15 protein-coding genes are annotated in these 17,912 nt (G+C 74.3%); 13 read left to right on the top strand and 2 right to left on the bottom strand.

Features of this window, described 5'->3' with window-relative positions; genetic code table 11:
* Nucleotides 1–160 precede the first annotated feature (160 nt).
* The gene (locus tag ACFY2Q_RS28530; RefSeq protein ID WP_387135583.1) at nucleotides 161–2,053 is read right to left on the bottom strand and encodes a hypothetical protein; all 1,893 of its coding nucleotides are present in this window, start codon (nucleotides 2,051–2,053) and stop codon (nucleotides 161–163) included.
* Between ACFY2Q_RS28530 and ACFY2Q_RS28525 the strand changes: the two genes are divergently transcribed.
* Both ACFY2Q_RS28525 and ACFY2Q_RS28520 read left to right on the top strand, forming a co-directional pair.
* On the top strand, nucleotides 2,042–2,959 hold the full coding sequence (locus ACFY2Q_RS28525) for a Replicase polyprotein 1ab (RefSeq protein ID WP_387135589.1): 918 nt from the start codon (nucleotides 2,042–2,044) through the stop codon (nucleotides 2,957–2,959). The two genes, ACFY2Q_RS28530 and ACFY2Q_RS28525, sit on opposite strands and share 12 nt — an antisense overlap.
* Nucleotides 2,956–3,981, top strand: coding sequence for an HAD-IIA family hydrolase (locus tag ACFY2Q_RS28520; protein ID WP_387135581.1), 1,026 nt, complete (start codon nucleotides 2,956–2,958; stop codon nucleotides 3,979–3,981). The genes ACFY2Q_RS28525 and ACFY2Q_RS28520 overlap by 4 nt, the downstream gene beginning before the upstream one ends.
* A 13-nt stretch (nucleotides 3,982–3,994) precedes the next feature.
* Here the strand turns inward: ACFY2Q_RS28520 and ACFY2Q_RS28515 are convergent, their stop codons facing one another.
* On the bottom strand, nucleotides 3,995–4,333 hold the full coding sequence (locus tag ACFY2Q_RS28515; RefSeq protein ID WP_387135579.1) for an SCP2 sterol-binding domain-containing protein: 339 nt from the start codon (nucleotides 4,331–4,333) through the stop codon (nucleotides 3,995–3,997).
* A gap of 111 nt (nucleotides 4,334–4,444) precedes the next feature.
* Here ACFY2Q_RS28515 and ACFY2Q_RS28510 point away from each other — a divergent pair, with 111 nt between their 5' ends.
* The 11 genes from ACFY2Q_RS28510 to ACFY2Q_RS28460 all read left to right on the top strand — a co-directional run bounded on the left by ACFY2Q_RS28510 (nucleotide 4,445) and on the right by ACFY2Q_RS28460 (nucleotide 17,857).
* On the top strand, nucleotides 4,445–5,065 hold the full coding sequence (locus tag ACFY2Q_RS28510; RefSeq protein ID WP_387135577.1) for a hypothetical protein: 621 nt from the start codon (nucleotides 4,445–4,447) through the stop codon (nucleotides 5,063–5,065).
* Nucleotides 5,062–5,364, top strand: a complete 303-nt coding sequence (locus tag ACFY2Q_RS28505) for a hypothetical protein (protein WP_387135575.1) — start codon at nucleotides 5,062–5,064, stop codon at nucleotides 5,362–5,364. The genes ACFY2Q_RS28510 and ACFY2Q_RS28505 overlap by 4 nt, the downstream gene beginning before the upstream one ends.
* A gap of 37 nt (nucleotides 5,365–5,401) precedes the next feature.
* Complete coding sequence (locus ACFY2Q_RS28500; protein ID WP_387135573.1) at nucleotides 5,402–6,259, top strand: TlyA family RNA methyltransferase; 858 nt, start codon at nucleotides 5,402–5,404, stop codon at nucleotides 6,257–6,259.
* A 100-nt stretch (nucleotides 6,260–6,359) separates the two neighbouring features.
* Complete coding sequence (locus ACFY2Q_RS28495; RefSeq protein WP_355595975.1) at nucleotides 6,360–7,244, top strand: NAD kinase; 885 nt, start codon at nucleotides 6,360–6,362, stop codon at nucleotides 7,242–7,244.
* Between the two features lie 225 nt (nucleotides 7,245–7,469).
* The gene (gene recN, locus ACFY2Q_RS28490) at nucleotides 7,470–9,227 is read left to right on the top strand and encodes a DNA repair protein RecN (protein ID WP_387135570.1); all 1,758 of its coding nucleotides are present in this window, start codon (nucleotides 7,470–7,472) and stop codon (nucleotides 9,225–9,227) included.
* Nucleotides 9,228–9,346: 119 nt separating this feature from the next.
* Entirely contained in the window at nucleotides 9,347–10,525 is a 1,179-nt protein-coding gene (gene steA, locus ACFY2Q_RS28485; RefSeq protein WP_387135567.1) for a putative cytokinetic ring protein SteA, read from the top strand.
* Nucleotides 10,526–10,552: 27 nt separating this feature from the next.
* Complete coding sequence (locus tag ACFY2Q_RS28480; RefSeq protein WP_387135564.1) at nucleotides 10,553–11,497, top strand: copper transporter; 945 nt, start codon at nucleotides 10,553–10,555, stop codon at nucleotides 11,495–11,497.
* A gap of 43 nt (nucleotides 11,498–11,540) precedes the next feature.
* Nucleotides 11,541–12,407: a hypothetical protein gene (locus tag ACFY2Q_RS28475; RefSeq protein ID WP_387135562.1), complete on the top strand. Its 867-nt coding sequence runs from the start codon at nucleotides 11,541–11,543 to the stop codon at nucleotides 12,405–12,407.
* A gap of 1 nt (nucleotide 12,408) precedes the next feature.
* Nucleotides 12,409–14,100 (top strand): murein biosynthesis integral membrane protein MurJ, encoded by a 1,692-nt coding sequence (murJ, locus tag ACFY2Q_RS28470; RefSeq protein WP_387135559.1) that lies wholly within the window; start codon nucleotides 12,409–12,411, stop codon nucleotides 14,098–14,100.
* Nucleotides 14,097–15,263, top strand: coding sequence for a glycosyltransferase family 4 protein (locus tag ACFY2Q_RS28465; RefSeq protein WP_387135557.1), 1,167 nt, complete (start codon nucleotides 14,097–14,099; stop codon nucleotides 15,261–15,263). The genes murJ and ACFY2Q_RS28465 overlap by 4 nt, the downstream gene beginning before the upstream one ends.
* A complete protein-coding gene (locus tag ACFY2Q_RS28460; protein ID WP_387135555.1) occupies nucleotides 15,263–17,857 on the top strand; it encodes a hypothetical protein in 2,595 nt (864 codons plus the stop codon). The genes ACFY2Q_RS28465 and ACFY2Q_RS28460 overlap by 1 nt, the downstream gene beginning before the upstream one ends.
* The last annotated feature ends 55 nt before the right edge of the window (nucleotides 17,858–17,912 follow it).

Genomic DNA, 17,912 nt, shown 5'->3' with positions numbered 1-17,912 from the left:
CTACCCACCCCCCCCCCGCGGTTTGTTAACCCATGTGGGGGGGGTGGGCCGCGCCCCCCCCCCACCAAAAAAAAACCCCGCCGGGCCCCCCCCCCGGGGGGCCCCCCCTCGACTGCGTGGCGCCATTGGTGGCGCAATCAGGAAGGATGTACCTGTGAGTTCAGGACCGCAGGGCGGAGATCGTCCCCGTCGTAACGAAGACCGCACCGAGGGCTCCGGCGGGCGCGACCGCGGTGCGCGGCGCGATGACCGGCCCCCGTACCGGGGTGACCGCGACAGCGCCGGTGGCAACCGAGGCGGATACGCCGGCGGTTCCCGTGGCGGTGACCGGGACAGCTCGCGGTCCGGTGCCCCACGTGAGGGTGGTTTCCGTGGCGGCGACCGTGACGGTTCGCGCTCGGGTGCTCCCCGCGAGGGCGGTTTCCGTGGCGGCGACCGTGACGGTTCGCGCTCGGGTGCGCCGCGTGAGGGCGGTTTCCGCGGCGGTGATCGCCGTGAGGGTGGCTATCAGGGTGGCGGCGACCGTGGTCGTTCCGGTGCTCCCCGTGAGGGTGGCTTCCGCGGCGGTGACCGCCGCGAGGGCGGTTACCAGGGTGGCGGCGACCGTGACGGCTCGCGCTCGGGCGCGCCGCGCGAGGGTGGTTTCCGCGGCGGCGATCGTCGTGAGGGTGGTTACCAGGGTGGCTCCCGGCCTGGTGCTCCGCGCGAGGGTGGCTTCCGCGGCGGTGACCGCGACGGTGGCTTCCGTGGTGGTGACCGCCGTGAAGGTGGTTTCCGTGGCGGTGACCGCGATGGTTCGCGCTCGCCGCGCGAGGGTGGCTACCAGGGCGGTGACCGTCGCGAGGGTGGTTACCAGGGTGGCGGCGACCGTGGTCGTTCCGGCCCGCCCCGCGAAGGTGGTTTCCGTGGCGGCGACCGCGATGGTTCGCGCTCGGGTGCTCCGCGTGAGGGTGGCTTCCGGGGCGGTGCTCCCCGTGAGGGTGGTTACCAGGGTGGCGGCGACCGTGGTCGTTCCGGTCCGCCCCGCGAGGGTGGCTTCCGTGGCGGCGACCGCGAGGGTGGCTTCCGGGGCGGCGACCGCGAAGGTGGCTTCCGTGGCGGCGACCGCCGTGAGGGCGGTTACCAAGGTGGCTCCCGGCCTGGTGCTCCGCGCGAGGGTGGCTTCCGTGGTGGCGACCGCGATGGCGGCTTCCGTGGTGGTGACCGTCGTGAGGGCGGTTTCCGGGGCGGTGACCGCGATGGCGGCTTCCGTGGTGGCGACCGTGATGGTTCGCGTTCGGGTGCTCCCCGTGAAGGTGGCTTCCGGGGCGGCGATCGTCGCGAGGGTGGCTACCAGGGCGGCGACCGTCGTGAGGGCGGTTACCAGGGTGGCGGCGACCGTGGCCGTTCCGGTCCGCCCCGCGAGGGCGGCTTCCGGGGCGGTGACCGCGACGGCTCCCGCGCTCCGCGTGAGGGTGGCTTCCGGGGTGGCGACCGCGATGGCGGCTTCCGGGGCGGCGATCGTCGCGAGGGTGGCCACCAGGGTGGTGACCGTCGTGAGGGTGGTTACCAGGGTGGCGGCGACCGTGGCCGTTCCGGCCCGCCCCGCGAAGGTGGCTTCCGTGGCGGTGACCGCGACGGTGGCTTCCGTGGTGGCGACCGTGATGGTTCGCGTTCGGGTGCTCCCCGTGAAGGTGGCTTCCGGGGCGGCGATCGTCGCGAGGGTGGCTACCAGGGCGGCGACCGTCGTGAGGGCGGTTACCAGGGTGGCGGCGACCGTGGCCGTTCCGGTCCGCCCCGCGAGGGCGGCTTCCGGGGCGGCGACCGCGAAGGCGGATTCCGTGGCGGTGACCGCCGCGAGGGCGGTTTCCGCAGCGGGGATCGCGACGACCGGCCGCGTCGCGAGGGTGACTTCCGCCGCGACGACCGTGGCGCGGGCTCCGAGTCGCCCGAGGGCGGTCGCAGTTCGGCCCCGGCGTTGCCGGACGACATCCTCGCCACGGACCTCGACAAGGACGTCCGCGCTGAGCTGCTCTCGTTGAACAAGCCGGTCGCCGAGACGGTGGCCCGGCACCTGGTCGCCACTGGCCAGCTCATCGACGAGGACCCGGCCGAGGCGCTGGCGCACGCGCTGGCCGCCCGTCGGCTCGCGTCGCGCATCTCCGCCGTTCGTGAGGCGGTCGGCCTGGCCGCGTACCACGCGGGGGAGTGGCAGACGGCGATCGCCGAGCTGCGCACGTACCACCGGATGAGTGGATTGCAGAGCCACCTGGCGGTGCTCGCGGACTGTGAGCGCGCTCTGGGTCGTCCGGAGCGGGCCATCGACCTGTTCCGTGGCGCCGACCGGGAGAAGCTGGACCAGGCCGTCGCGATCGAGCTGTTGATCGTCGCCGCCGGCGCCCGAGGCGACCTCGGCCAGAAGGACGCCGCCGTGGCGATGCTCCAGGTCCCGGACCTCACCAGTGAGGCGACGGTGCCGTGGACGGCGCGGCTGCGTTACGCGTACGCCGACGCGCTGCTCGCGGTGGGCCGGCGCGAGGAGGCCCGCGAGTGGTTCTCCCGCGCCGCCGACGTGGACACCGAGGGCGAGACCGACGCCGCCGAGCGGCTGCTGGAACTCGACGGCGTGGTCATCGAGGGCGACGACGAGGACGAGGCGGTCGAGGAGACGGTGTCCGGTCCGGGTACCCCCGGCGCGGTGCCGACCCAGCCCGACACCGAGCTGACCGCGGACGACGACGAAGACGACGACGACGACGAAGACGACGAAGACGACGAAGACGACGAAGACGAAGACGACGACGAAGACGACGACGACGAAGACGACGACGACGAAGACGACGACGACGAAGACGCGGACGACGCGGAGGCCGAGCCGGCTGCCGCCGATCGGACTCCGGCCGTTGCCGACGGCGACGCCGTGAACGCCGACGCGACAGCCCCGGCGCGGGGCGACGAGTCGGAGTCGACGCAGCGGTGAGTACGGACGCCGGGGAGCGGCTGGTCGACGGGTACACCCTTGTCGTTTTCGACTTGGACGGGGTGATCTACCTGATCGACCGGCCGATCCCCGGCGCGGTCGACGCGGTGGCCCGCCTGCACGCCGAGGGGCGGGCGGTGGCATACGCCACAAACAACGCCTCCCGGCGGTCCAGCGACGTCGCCGACCTGCTCACCGGGATGGGTGTGCCGGCCCGGCCGGAGGAGGTGCTCACCTCCGCTGCTGCCGCCGCCGAGTTGCTGCGTGACCGGCTGCCCGCAGGCGCGCCGGTTCTGGTGGTCGGCGCGGAGGCGCTGCGTGCCGAGTTGCGCGCGGTCGGGTTGACCCCGGTCACCCGTGCCGACGAGAAGCCGGCCGCAGTGGTGCAGGGCTACGGCCCGCAGGTCGGCTGGGCCGAGCTGGCCGAGGCGTCGGTCGCGGTGCGGGAGGGCGCTATCTGGGTCGCCACCAACACCGACCGGACCCTGCCCAGCGCGCGCGGACCGCTGCCGGGCAACGGCTCGCTTGTCGCCGTGCTGCGCACCGCGTTGGAGCGGGACCCCGACCTGGTGGTCGGCAAGCCGGAGTCGGCGCTGTTCGAGACCGCTGCCCGGCGCGGTGACGGCGGGCGGACACTGGTCGTGGGGGACCGGCTGGACACCGACATCGAGGGCGCCCGTCGCGCTGGGCTGGACAGCCTGCTCGTGCTCACCGGTGTCAGCGGCGTACCCGAGTTGCTCGCCGCCGAGCCGGAGCGGCGGCCTACGTACGTCGCGCGGGACCTTGCGGGGCTCTTCGACCCGGCCGCCGCCGTGCGGGTGCCGGGCACGACGGACGCCGGCGGTTGGTCCGTGACGGACCACGGCGGGGCGCTGGAGCTGGCTGGTTCGGGCCGGTCGCTTGACGCGCTGGCCGCGCTCTGCGCGGCGGCCTGGTCGGCCTCGGCGCTGCCGACGATCCGCCCTGTGGGGCCGGACGCGGCGCGAGCGCTGGAGAGCTTCGGGCTGCCGACCGGCGAGTGACGAGGGTTGCTCGTCAGAGCAGTTTGCGCAGCTTCATCAGATCGAACGGATTGGCCTTGATCGACACCCGGCGGGAGGTGACCGCCTTGGTGACGTCCAGGTCGCCACGGACCAGGGCGAGCAGGTCGTCGCTGGACGTGCTCAGCGCGATCTTGGCCTTGGGGTCGTCGCCGTCGGCCAGCTCGACGAGCCGGCCGCCGCTGATGCGCCCGTGGAAGGCCGTGTCAAGGTCGGTGATGCGGCAGGCAAGCGTCCGCTCCAGGTCGACCTTCTCGCGCACCGTCTCGGCGTTGCGATCGAGACGGGTGGCCAGGTCCTGCAACGCCTGCCGGCACTCGTCAACGCTGGCCACATCTCCCCCTCGCCGATCACCATGCCGTCCCCGGCACCGTACCGCACGGGACAGTCCGTGGTCCCCGGTAGCGTGACACCTGCACACCCCGCCCGATGGAAGGACTCAGGCATGCAGGACGCGTGGCGCGCCTACCTCGAACTGGCCATGGGCCTGGCGGAGACGCCCCGGAAGAAAGCCCAGGACGCGGCGCGGCGCCTCGTCGACTCCGGCGGCGCGACCGCCGCCCAACTCCAGGCCCTCGGGGAGGAACTGGTCGCCACCGGCGCGGCCAACCGGGAGGCGTTGACCAAGCTGGTCCGCTTCGAGGTCGAACGGGCCCTGGGCGCTGTCGGTCTGGCCACCGCCGACGAGGTGGCCGAGCTGACCCGACGGGTCCGTGACCTGGAACGGCAACTGCGCGAGGCGCGAGCCACCGAGCCGGCACCGACGCCAGCCAGCGGGTCCGTTGCCGAGCCTCCCGCCGGCCCCACACCTCAGCCCGATCCGACCCGCGCGGCGCAGCCGGGCACCGGCTTGGTGCCCTCGGATGGCCCGGCCGGCGCGCCGGTCTCCGCGCCGGTGGCCAAGAAGGCCGTCGCCAAGAAGGCGGTCGCGAAGAAGGCCGTCGCCAAGAAGGCTGTCATGAAGAAGCCGCCGGCGACGATCAGCACCACCGACGACACCCCGACCCCAGCGGTCATGCCGGCAAAGAAGGCGGTCCGCAAGCGGCGTCCGGCCGGTGACGCGTGAGCGACGGCGCCCGCCCCGGGCCGCCGCCCGGCATCCGTCCGGGGCCGCCGGCAGCCGCCCGGCCCGGCCCGCCACCCGGCGCGCCGTACGCCACACGCCCGGCCCCGCCCTCGGGCGCCCGCCCCGGTCCGCCGGACCTCGGGGAGGCCGGGGACGACTCGGCCCGGCACCCGGCGGTGGAAGCCGCCGTGCGGGCCATGGACAACGCGGCGACGCTCGCCCCGGCCGACCAGATCGCGCAGTACGAGGCGACCTACGAGACGCTGCGGGAAACCCTCGCCACCATCGACCAGACCTGAGCGGAACGACCAGGCCTGACAGACCGGAGAACCACCCATGGCACGTCGCAACCGGCTGGACGCCGAACTCGTCCGCCGCGGTCTGGCCCGCTCGCGTGAGCAGGCCGCCGCGTTGGTGGAGGCTGGCCGGGTCCAGCTGCGCGGGGTGCGGGCGCGCAAGGCCGCCGCGATGGTCGACCCCGCGGATCCACTGCTTGTCACCGGGGCCGACCCGACCGAGGAGTACGTCTCTCGGGGCGGCCACAAACTCGTCGGCGCGTTGGCGGCATTCGGCCCCCAAGGGCTGCGCGTCGCCGGCCGGCGCTGCCTGGACGCCGGCGCGTCGACAGGCGGCTTCACCGACGTGCTGCTGCGCGCCGACGCCGCCGAGGTGGTGGCCGTGGACGTCGGCTACGGGCAGCTTGCCTGGTCGTTGCGCACCGACGAGCGGGTCCGGGTGTTGGAACGCACAAACGTCCGTACCCTCGAACCGGACGCGATCGGCGGGCCGGTCGACCTCACGGTGGCCGACCTGTCGTTCATCTCGTTGCGGCTGGTGCTGCCGGCGTTGGCCGGCTGCACCCGCGACGACGGTGACCTGGCGCTGATGGTGAAGCCGCAGTTCGAGGTCGGCAAGGACCGGGTCGGCGCCGGCGGTGTGGTCCGCGATCCGGCGTTGCGCGCCGAGGCGGTGCTCGACGTGGCCGCCGCGGCGGCGCAGCTCGGTCTCGGCTTGGCCGACGTGGCGGCGAGCCCGCTGCCCGGGCCGAGCGGCAACGTGGAGTTCTTCGTATGGTTGCGCCGAGGCGCGCCACCGGCCGACCCGCAGCGGGTGCGGGCCGTGGTGGCGGCCGGGCCGGACGGCCTGGCGGCCGGCGACAAGCCGGACGTGGCGGCGGAGGAGGTTCCAGGGTGAACGAGTGGAGCGAGCGTCCCGCCACGGTGCGCGGGACGCGCCGCCGTGGCGGGACGACGACTGTGGCGGGCCGCCCGGTCGCGCACGGGTGGTCGGGCCGATGAGCCGGACCGCGCTGCTGGTGACCCACACCGGCCGTCGACGCAGCACCGAGCACGCCCGGTCGGTCGCGGCCGACCTGATAGCCGCCGGCTTCGAGGTGCGGGTGGTCGCCGAGGAAGCCGACGACCTCGACCTGCCCGGTGTCCTTCCGGTCGTCGGGCCGGAGGCCGCCGAGGGCGCCGAGATCGTCTTCGCGCTCGGTGGGGACGGCACCTTCCTGCGCGCCGCCGAGCTGGCCCGCCCGGCGAAGGTGCCGCTGCTCGGCATCAACCTCGGCAAGGTCGGCTTCCTGGCCGAGGCGGAGATCAACGACCTGGACACCGCTGTCCGTGACGTCGTCGAGCGCAACTACACGGTGAACGAGCGGCTCACCCTTGACGTCACCGCCGAATTCGATGGCGGCCCGACAATCGAGTCCTGGGCGCTCAACGAGATAAGCGTCGAGAAGGGCGAGCGCGCCCAGATGCTCGAGCTGCTCGTCGACGTGGACGGGCGACCGCTGTCGCGCTACGGCTGCGACGGCGTGGTCTGCGCGACACCCACCGGCTCCACCGCGTACGCGTTCTCCGGTGGAGGGCCGGTGGTCTGGCCGGAGGTGGAGGCGCTGCTGCTGGTGCCGATCAGCGCGCACGCGTTGTTCAGCCGCCCGCTGGTCACCGCCCCCACGTCCACATTCGTCATCACCGTCGACCCGTTCACCACCCTCGCCGTGCTGTGCTGCGACGGCCGGCGGGTCTACGACCTGCCGCCCGGCGCCCGGGTGACGGTGCGGCGGGGCACCCTGCCGGTGCGCATCGTGCGGTTGCAGCCGCGCCCGTTCACCGACCGGCTGGTCGCCAAGTTCGGGCTGCCCGTGCACGGGTGGCGCGGCAGCCGCCAGTAACCGTCTGGCACACAGTCGGTGCACGGCGATTGTCCACCTGGCGCCATGTCGCCGCTGCGGCGGCCGACGGCTTGTGACCTGGTGCTGCGTCGCGTCGCAGGCTCCGATCGGTCCTCGTCTACGGAGGGCGGGCCCCCGGAGTGAAGGAGCGCGTCGCATGCACTGGGTCCCCTGCGGGCTCGCCGGCTGGTCAACTGTCACCCCTCGCGTCTACTGTCGGGTGCTGTGCTGGAAGAGCTGCGTATCACCGGACTCGGCGTCATCGAGGACACCACGCTGTCGTTGACCGGCGGGATGAACGTCATCACCGGCGAGACCGGTGCGGGCAAGACGATGGTGGTGACAGGCCTCGGTCTGCTCTTCGGCGGTCGGGCCGACGCCGGGCGGGTCCGTGCCCAGCCGGGCCGGGCGGTGGTGGAGGGGCGGCTGCGCCTGCGGGGCCGGGTCGCCGACGCCGTACACGCACGGATCATCGACGCCGGTGGCGAGCCCGACGAGGACGGTTCGTTGCTGTTGAGCCGCACGGTGACCGTGGAGGGCCGCTCACGTGCCCACGTCGGCGGCCGGAGCATGCCGGTGTCGATGCTGGGCGAGGTCGGCGAGCAGGCGGTGGCCGTGCACGGCCAGTCCGACCAGCTGCGGCTGCTGCGCCCGGCCGAGCAGCGGGCCGCACTCGACCGGTTCGCCGGCCCGACGCACGAGAAGCTGCTCGACGCGCTGCGCGAGGCGTACACCGGGTGGCGGCGGGTGGTCGACGACCTGGCCGACCGGCGGCGCAACGCCCGCGAGCGCAACCAGGAGGCCGACCTGCTGCGGCTCGGCCTCGACGAGATCACCCGGGTCGATCCGCAGCCCGGTGAGGACGACGACCTGAAGACCGAGGCGCAGCGGCTGGAGCACGCCGAGGGCCTGCGCACGGCCGCGCAGGTGGCCCAGCAGTGCGTGGCGGGCGGCGCGGACGCCGCCGACGAGATACCTGACGCTGCGGCGTTGCTCGGCACCGCCCGGCGCACCCTGGAGGCCCAGGCCGGCACCGATCCGGCGCTTGGTGAGTTGGCGGCCCGTCTGGAGGAGGCGGCCACGCTCGTCACGGACGTCTCGGCGGAGCTGTCCGCGTACCTGGCGACGCTGGACGCGGACCCGGCCCGGTTGCAGCACGTCTACGAGCGGCGGGCCGCGTTGCGCACGTTGACCCGCAAGTACGCCGACGACGTCGACGGGGTGGTCGCCTGGGCCGAGCGGGCCCGCACCCGGCTGTCCGATCTGGACACGTCTGACGACCTGCTCGACGAGTTGGCCGCCGAGGGGCAGCGGCTGGCCGTCGAGGTGGCCGACCTGGCGTCGCGGGTGTCCGCGTCCCGGCGGGAGGCGGCGGTCCGCTTCGCCGACCAGGTGACCGTGGAACTGGCCGGGCTGGCCATGCCGCACGCCCGGATCGAGGTGGCGGTGCTGCCCCGGCCGGCCGGGCGGGCCGAGCCGACCCTCACTGTCAACGGCGTCGAGGTGGGTGTCGCCCCGGACGGCGGCGACGAGGTGGAGTTGCGGTTGCTGGCCCACCCGGGCGCGCCGTCGTTGCCGTTGCAGCGTGGCGCCTCGGGCGGTGAGCTGTCCCGGGTGATGCTCGCGATCGAGGTGGTGTTCGCCGGTTCGGGTGGCCCGCCCACACTTGTGTTCGACGAGGTCGACGCCGGCGTCGGCGGCCAGGCGGCCGTGGAGATCGGCCGCCGGCTGGCCCGGCTGGCCCGCAGCCACCAGGTGCTCGTCGTCACCCACCTGCCGCAGGTGGCGGCGTTCGCCGACCGGCATCTCGTGGTGGCGAAGGACACTGGCGGCGCGGTGACCACAAGCGGCGTCCGTGTGGTGGAGGACACCGAACGCGCCCGGGAGTTGGCCCGGATGCTCGCCGGTTTACCCGACTCCGATCTGGGTATCGCCCACGCGGAGGAGCTTCTGGCCGTCGCGGCGAAGGAAAGGCGGTTGTGACACCGCGTATTGTGAGCGCAAGCACACCGGCTTGTGCCGGTGTGTGCTTCCCTGGGTAGGCGGCCCTGCTCAGGCATGTCGCGACAGAAAAGCCTGCCTCACATGCCAGGATGGTCACGATGCGTCTACCCACGTTGCGCCGGAACCGAAACACGGAGCCGGGCCGAGTCCTCGGCACCGCTCGCCTCGACCGCCGGACCAAGCGCCTGGTCGGCCGGCTGCGTCCGGGTGACATCGCGGTCATCGACCACGTCGACCTGGACCGGGTGGCGGCCGACTCGTTGGTCGCGGTCGGTGTCGGGGCCGTGCTCAACGCCAAGCCGTCGGTCTCCGGCCGTTACCCCAACCTCGGGCCGGAGGTGTTGGTCGCCGCCGGCATTCCGCTCCTGGACGACCTGGGGGAGGGCGTCTTCGAGCGGATCCGCGAGGGCGACCAGGTCCGCATCGAGGGCAACACGGTGTACGCCGGTGACGAGCCGGTGGCGCACGGCACCCTGCAGGACGCCGAGTCGGTCGCCAAGGCGATGTCCGACGCCCGGGAAGGGCTGTCGGTGCAGTTGGAGGCGTTCGCCGCCAACACGATGGACTACCTCCGTCAGGAACGTGACCTGCTGCTCGACGGCGTGGGCGTTCCCGACATCGAAACCCAGATGCAGGGTCGGCACTGCCTGATCGTGGTGCGCGGCTACGACTACAAGGCCGACCTGGACGTGCTGCGCCCGTACATCCGGGAGTTCAAGCCGGTGCTGATCGGCGTGGACGGCGGCGCGGACGCGCTTGTCGAGGCCGGCTACACCCCCGACGTGATCATCGGGGACATGGATTCGGTCACCGACGACGTGCTGCGCTGCGGCGCCGAGGTGATCGTGCACGCCTACCCGGACGGGCGGGCGCCCGGCCTGCCCCGGGTCAACGGCCTCGGCGTGCCGGCGATCACCTTCCCGGCCGCGGCGACAAGCGAGGACCTGGCCATGCTGCTGGCCGACGAGAAGGGCGCCTCCCTGCTGGTCGCGGTCGGCACCCACGCCACGCTCGTCGAATTCCTCGACAAGGGTCGCGGCGGCATGGCCTCGACGTTCCTGACCCGGCTGAAGGTCGGCGGCAAGCTTGTCGATGCCAAGGGCGTGAGCCGGCTCTACCGGCAGAGCATCTCCGGGTCGTCGCTGCTGCTGCTCGTGCTCTCGGCGATCGCGGCGATGGCCTCGGCGGTGGCCGTCTCCACAGTCGGTAAGGCGTACCTGGGCGTGGTCGCCGAGTGGTGGGACAATTTCGTGTTCCAGCTGTACCGGCTCTTCTAGTTCCCGACCGATCAAGAGGCTGCAAGCGTGATCAACTTCCGCTACCACGTGGTGTCCCTCACCGCGGTGTTCCTGGCTCTGGCGATCGGGCTCGTGGTCGGCACAGCCGCCCTCAACGGCCCGGTCGCCGACTCACTCAAAGAGCAGGTCACCGGGCTGCGCAAGGACAACCAGCAGTTGCGCCAGCAGGTCAACAGCATGGAGAAGCAGCTCGCGCTGGAGGAGGAGTTCGCCGAGCAGGTGTCCCAGGTCGTCCTCCCGGGCATGCTCACCGGCCGCCGCGTGGTGGTGCTCAGTCTCCCCAACGGCCGTGACCACACCGAGGGTGTGCTCAAGAAGATCCAGTCGGCTGGCGCCACCATCACCGGCCGCGTGGACCTGCAGGACAAGTTCATCAACCCGGACAACAACTCCAACCTGCTGGAATTGGCCGTCACCGCCGCCCGTCCGACCGCGCAGACCACCGGGCTGCCCGGCAACGGGCACGGCGTGGAGACATCCAGCGCGCTGCTGGCAAGCGTCCTGCTGGACCGGCCGCAGGGCACCGCGCCGGTCAGCGACGCCGACCGGCGGGCGGTGCTCGCCGCGTACAACAACGCCGGTTATCTGACCACCGACAGCAACAAGGTCACCGGGCCGGCGGAGGCCGTCGTCGTGGTCAGCGGCCAGCCGTACGTTGACAAGGACTCCGAGCGGCGGGACGAGTCGGTGGTCAAGATCGCCGAGCAGTTCGACCGGACCGGGGCGATCGTGGTGAGCGGCAACGGCTCGGCCGGCGGCAACGTCGTGGCAGTGGTCCGGGGCGATCCGGTGCTGTCCCAGACCATCTCCACGGTCGACAACGCCAACACCGTGCAGGGCCAGTTCGTCAGCAGCCTCGCCCTGGCGGAGCAGCTCACCGACAAGAAGGCCGGCCAGTACGGCGTCGGCGACAACGCGACGTCCGGCCTCTTGCCTAGACTGCCCCAGTGAGCGAACGACGTACCCCCGTGTCCGTAACCGACGAGGTGGCGGCGTGAAGGCCTTGGGTCGGCTGCTGATCGCCGCCGCAGGTGCCGCCGCCGCCCGGTACGCGCTGCGCGAGGTGCGTACCTCCCCGGCCGGGCCCGCGCTGGAACGCACCAATTTCCGGGGCCGGACGGTGACCCTGGCGGCCGGGCCGGCGCTCGCCGCCGGTGCGACCGCCGCTGGCGCGTTCGGTGCCTCCAGCGCCGCCTCCGGAGGGGCCGCCCTTGTGGCCGGCCTCGGTGCCGGCGGCGTCGGGCTGTACGACGACGTGGTCGGCGCCCGGCCGGAGCAGAAGGCCGCCAAGGGCTTCGCCGGTCACCTCGCCGCGCTGCGCGAGGGTCGGGTCACCGCCGGCATGGTCAAGGTCGTCGGGGTGGGCGCCGCCGGCCTGGGCGCCGCCGCGCTGCTCGCCGCTGACCCCCGGGTCGCCGCGCATCCGCGCCGGCAGCGGCACGGCGCGTTCGGCAGGAGTGTCGACGTGCTGCTCGGCGCCGGGGTGATCGCCGGCACCGCCAACCTGCTCAACCTGCTCGACCTGCGGCCCGGCCGGGCCATCAAGTCCGGGCTGCTGCTCGGCGCGCCGCTGGCCGGTGGCCCGCACGGCGGGATCGCCGCCGGTGCCGCCGGTGCCGCCGCCGGCCTGCTCCCCGACGACCTGTCCGAGGACGTGATGCTCGGCGACAGCGGCGCGAACGCGCTCGGCGCGCTGCTCGGCGTCGCGCTCGCCGCCCGCACCGGCCCGCTGGGCCGCGCCGGGCTGCTCGCCGTGCTCGCCGGGCTCACCGCCGCCAGCGAGAAGGTCAGCTTCACCGCGGTGATCCAGCGGACGCCGGGGCTGCGGGAGCTCGACGCACTGGGCCGGCGCGCCGACTGACGTGACCAGACCGGCACCCCTCGCCGGCGCCGGCCGGCTGGCCGGGGCAGCCGCGCTCATCGCCGTCCTCACCGTGCTCAGCCGGCTCGCCGGCTTCGGCCGCACCGCCGTGTTCACCTGGGTTGTCGAGCAGAGCGACCTCGGCGGCATGTACGTCATCGCGAACACGGTGCCGAACATAGTCTTCGAGATCGTCGCGGGAGGGGCGCTGGCCAGCCTCGTCGTACCGCTGCTGGCCGGGGCTGTCGCGGCGGAGGACCGGCGGGCGGTGGCGACGACCACCGGCGCCCTGCTCACCTGGACGGTGAGCCTCCTGGTTCCCCTCGCCGTGCTCGTCGTGCTGTTCGCCGACCCGATCATCTCGCTGATCAGCGAGGGACGCTCGGCGGCGGAACTCGCCGCCGGGGCCCGGATGCTGCGGGTGTTCGCCCCGCAGTTGCCGCTCTACGGGATCGGCATCGTGCTCACCGGCGTGCTCCAGGCGCACCGGCGTTTCGCCTGGCCCGTCATCGCGCCGCTGCTGTCCAGTCTCACGGTGTTCGTCGTCTACGTCGCCTTCGGTGCGACTCAGGGGCGGGGCGCGTCCGTGGCGGAGGTCAGCCGCGGCGGCGAGCTGTTCCTGTCCGCCGGCACCACCCTGGGCGTGGTCGTGCTGTCCCTGTCGTTGCTGATCCCGCTGCGCAGGCTGCGGTTGCGGCCCCGGTTCGGGTACGGCTTCACCCCGGACGCGCGGGCGCGGATCGGGGGGCTCGCCACGGCCGGCGCGGTGACCGTGGCGGCGCAGCAGGTCGCGCTGCTGGTGATCCTGAACCGTGTCTCCGGTGGCCCCACCGGCTCCCCGCAGGTGTTCAACCTGGCCCAGGCCGTTTTCCTGCTGCCGTGGGCGGTGCTCGCCGTGCCGCTGGCGGTGGCCTCCTATCCCACGCTCGCCACCGCCTCGGCCGCGGGAGACGAGGCTGGCTACCGACGGACCCTTTCGACGACGGTGCGCGGTGTGCTGCTGCTCAGTTGCCTGGGCGTCGCGGCGCTGATCGGCACCGCGCAACCTGTCGCGTCCGTCTTCTATCCGGATAATTCGGCGTCCACGGCGGCGGCCATCATGGGCTTTGCCCCCGGTCTGCTCGGCTACGGGCTATTCGCTGTCCTGTCCCGCGCGCTGTACGCGCGAGGCGACACCCGGCCGGCGACTGTGGCGATCGCGCTCGGCTGGCTGGTCGTTCCGGCCGTGGCATGGCCGTTGACCGCCCTGCTCCCCACCGCCGACCGGGTGCTCGCCGTGACGTCCGCCAACTCGGTGGGGATGCTGGTGCTCGGGGTGTTGCTGCTCGTGGCGGTGCGACGCGGCGCCGGCCGTCCGGCGTTGGCCGGTGCGGGGCGGGCCGGGGCGGCCGGTGGCCTCGCCGGTGTGCTCGCCGCGTTCGCCGGGCTGGGCCTGACACGATGGCTCGACACGCCGGGCGGCGGCACCCCGACGGTGGTGGCGGCACTCGGTCAGGGCATGCTGTCCGGGGTTCTGGTTGGGGCCGTGTTCCTCGCTGTGGTCTGGTTCGTCGACCGGCGGGACGTCCAGCCGCTGCTCGCCGGAGTACTGCAGCGTCTGTCCCGGCGGAGGCAGCGGGGCCGCGGCGGCGGGTCGACACCAGGGGCGGTGTCCTCGGAGCGGGGCGACGGGAAGGAGACGGCGACTCGATGAGTGAATCAGGTCTGCCGGCCGGCTGGTCGGGCACCGTCGCGCTGCTGCTCGCCTCCAGCACCGGCGGGGTCGGTCAGCACGTCCGCTCGGTGGCGCGCGGGCTCGTCGCCGCCGGCACCACAGTGGTGGTGTGCGGGCCGGCGGCGACCCAGGAGCAATTCGACTTCACTGGCGTCGGTGCGCGCTTCGCGCCGGTCGAGATCCCGGCCAGCCCCACCCCCGGCGACGCGCGGGCGGTGCTCGCCCTGCGGCGGGCCCTTACCGACGCCCGGGTCGACGTGGTGCACGCCCACGGCCTGCGCGCCGGGCTGGTCGCCGTGCTGGCCCGCCCCAGCGCCCCACTGATCGTCACCTGGCACAACGCGGTCCTCGCCTCCGGGCTGCGCGGCGGGGTGTCCCGGTTCGTCGAGCGGCTGGTGGCCAGGGGAGCGCGGGTGGCCCTCGGCGCCTCCACGGACCTGGTGCAGCGGGCCGCCGCGCTGGGCGCCGCCGATGCCCGGCTCGCCCCGGTCGCCGCGCCGACACTGCCCGCCCCGCGCCGCCGTCGCGCCGCCGTCCGGGCCGAGTTCGGCGTACGACCGGACCAGCCGCTGATCCTCTCGGTCGGCCGGCTGCACCCGCAGAAGCGCTACGACGTGCTTATCGACGCCGCCGCCCGCTGGCGTACACGTACCCCACCGCCGGTCGTGGTGATCGCCGGCAGCGGCCCGGCGTACCTGCCGCTGGCCGCCCGGACCTCCGCGGCCCGCGCCCCGGTGACCCTGCTCGGGCACCGCACCGACGTGGCCGACCTGCTCGCCGGCGCCGACCTCGCGGTGGTGACAAGCGACTGGGAGGCCCGGCAGCTCTTCGCCCAGGAGGCGATGCGGGCCGGCGTACCGCTTGTGGCCACCGGGGTGGGCGGCCTGCCGGAGCTGGTCGGCGACGCCGCCGCGCTGGTCCCCGCCGGTGACGTGGACGCGGTCGACGCGGCGGTACGCGCGCTGCTGGACGACCCGCAGGCGCGGGCCGAGCTGGGCCGGCGTGGCACCGAGCGGGCCGCGACGTGGCCGACCGAGGACGACACGGTGGCCGCGCTGCTGGCCCTGTACGCCGAGCTGGTGGCGGACGCCACCGGGCCGGGGGCCCCGGGCTCCGACGCGCCGATGACAGGACACCTGTGATGCTGCGTCGCCTCGCTCCCGCGCTGCTGACGGTGCTCGTGGTGGCGCTGGGCGTCCTCGGGCTGGCCGCCCGACCGCCGCAGGGCACCCCGGAGCACACGGCGGACTTCGTGGTGCTCGCCGGGGTCGCCGGTCTGCGGTGGGAGGACGTGTCCGCGCAGGACACCCCGACGCTGTGGCGGATGGCGCAGGACGGCTCGATCGGCTCGCTGTCGGTGCGGTCCGCGCACCGGCCCACCTGCCCGGTGGACGGCTGGCTGACCCTGGGCGCCGGCAGCTTCGCCGGGTGGAACGGCAGCCGAATCGCTGGCGGCTGCCCGCCCGCCGGGGTGGTCGTGGAGCAGCCGGACGGGATCGGCGCGAACCTGCCCGAGCAGGAGAGCGTGGTCCAGTACAACCAGCAGCGGCTGCCCTGGGGCACTGTTCCCGGCTCGCTGTCGGAGTCGGTGCGCTGCTCGGTCGCGGTGGGCCCCGGCGCGGCAGTGGCGGCCGCCCGACCGTTCGGCCGGGTCGACAGGTACGCCGCCGGGCTGCCGTCCGACCCGAGCGCGCTGCTCGGCTCGTGCGTGCTGAGCATCGTCGACCTCGGCACGGTGGACGGGGTCGACCCGGCGGCGCGTGCCGAGCAGGCGCGGGAGGCGGACGCGCAGTTGGCCCGGGTGCTTGCCGCCCGGCCGCCCCGGTCGCTGGTGCTGGTCGCGGGGATCTCCGACACCGAGGCGCCGTCGCGGCTGCACGTCGCGGTCGCCGACGGGCCGGGCTGGGAGCGCGGCTGGCTCACCTCGGCCAGCACCGGCCGGGACGGCTACCTGCAACTTGTCGACCTCGCGCCGACCGCGCTCGCCGCGTTGGGCCGGCCGATGCCGGAACGGCTCTTCCTCGGCCGGCCCGCCATCAGCACCGGTGAACGCACCGGCGACCTCACCGACGCGATAAACGCGCCTGCCGACGCCGACCGGGAGGCGGCCGCCCAGCGGACCGTCTCCGGTGGGTTCTTCACGCTGCTCGCCGGGGTGCAGGTGCTGCTGGCCCTGGCGGTGCTGCCGCTGCTGCGCCGGGCTCGCCCGCAGGCGGGGCCGACCGGCTCGACCCGGGTGTCCGCGCGGGTCACGGGGGTGGTGGAGGTCCTGCTGGTCGCTGCCGCGTTGACCCTGCCGGCCGCGCTGCTCGCCGACGCCGTCCCCTGGTGGCGGGGCGAGCACCCCGGTTGGATCTTCGCCGGGGTCACGGCGTTGCTGGTGGCCGGCGGCACCGCGGCGGTCCGCTTCGCCCCCGGGTACGCCAACACGCTCGGCCCGTTCGGCGCGGTGGCCGGCCTCACCACCCTCGTCGTCGGGCTTGACGTGTTCACCGGTGCCCGCCTCCAACTCAACGGCGTGGTCGGCTACTCGGCGTTGCAGGGCGGCAGGTACTCCGGGCTGAGCACGGTCGGGCTGGGGGTGTTCCTCGCCGGCGCCCTGCTGACCGGCGGTTGGCTCGCCCAACGGGTGCACCGGGGCTGGCGGCCGGCGGTGATGGTGACAGTGGGTGGCCTCGCCGTGGTGGTGGTCGGCAGCCCGTACCTGGGCGCCGACCCGGTCGGGGCGATCGCGCTGACAGCCGGGCTGAGCGTGGCCGCGGTGATCAGCGCGGGCGGCTGGCTGACCATCAGCCGCCTGGCGTGGGCCGCCATGGCCGCCCTGGCGGTCGGGATCGGCTTCGCCGTGGTGGACCTGCGCCGCCCGGCGGCCGAGCGTGGCAGCCTGGGGCGTTTCCTGTCCGCCGTGGGCGACGGCACCGGCGGGTTCACCGTGCACCGGTCCAGCACCGCCAACTTCGAAACGCTCGTGAACAGCCCGTTGACCGTGCTGGCCCTGGTCGGTGGCCTGGTGGTGTGGTTCGCCCTGCTACAGCCCTGGGGTGGGCTGATGCGGCTGTTCGGCATCTACCCGGCCGTGCGGGCCGCGCTGGCGGGCACAGCTGTCGCGGCGGTGCTCGGTGGTCTGCTCGACGGCGCGGCGCTGGACGTGGCCGGCGCCGCCGCCGCCCTGGTGGTGCCGATGGCCGCCCTGGCGTCGCTGCGGGTGCTGGGGCACGCCGCCGACCGGACCCGCCCCGGCACGGGCCGTACCCGTGATGATGGCGCCGACGACGATCGAGGCTCCGGCGGCGCAGGCCCGGCCGGCGGCGGCGACGGTCCGACGGGCGGGGGAGGGCCCCTCGGGGCCGGCCACCCGCGGCCGATCAGCGGCCCGCCCGCCGGCACACCACGGTCCGTGATGCCGCCGCCCGCTCCCGCCCCGGACGCAATGGGCGCCCCGGGCGGGCCGAACGGGCCGGACGCCCCGGACGACCTGGACGCGCCGAAGGCCCTGGACGCCCCGGGCCTGCCAGACGCCGCGGACGGGCCGGCCACGGGCGGGTCCGGTGTCGACGCGCAGCCGACTCCCGAGCGCCCGGCGGACGGCCCGACCGGGTCGACCGTGGCCCCGGCCCAGCGCGGCCCGGGCGCTCCGGCGCAGCGCGGCCCGAGCGACCCAGCGCAGCGCCTCCCGAGCGCTCCGGCGCCGCCCGCACGGGCCGACCGAGGATCGACCGAGGTTGCCGCTCCCTGACCGCCGGGCATCGTCGCGGTGGCCCAGTGGTGGCCCGATGGTGGCCCGCCCGGGG

This window comes from Micromonospora sp. NPDC000316 (assembly GCF_042898885.1).
Taxonomy (GTDB): domain Bacteria; phylum Actinomycetota; class Actinomycetes; order Mycobacteriales; family Micromonosporaceae; genus Micromonospora.
Note: the sequence above shows the minus strand (reverse complement) of the source record. Positions and strands in the feature narration are given on the sequence as shown.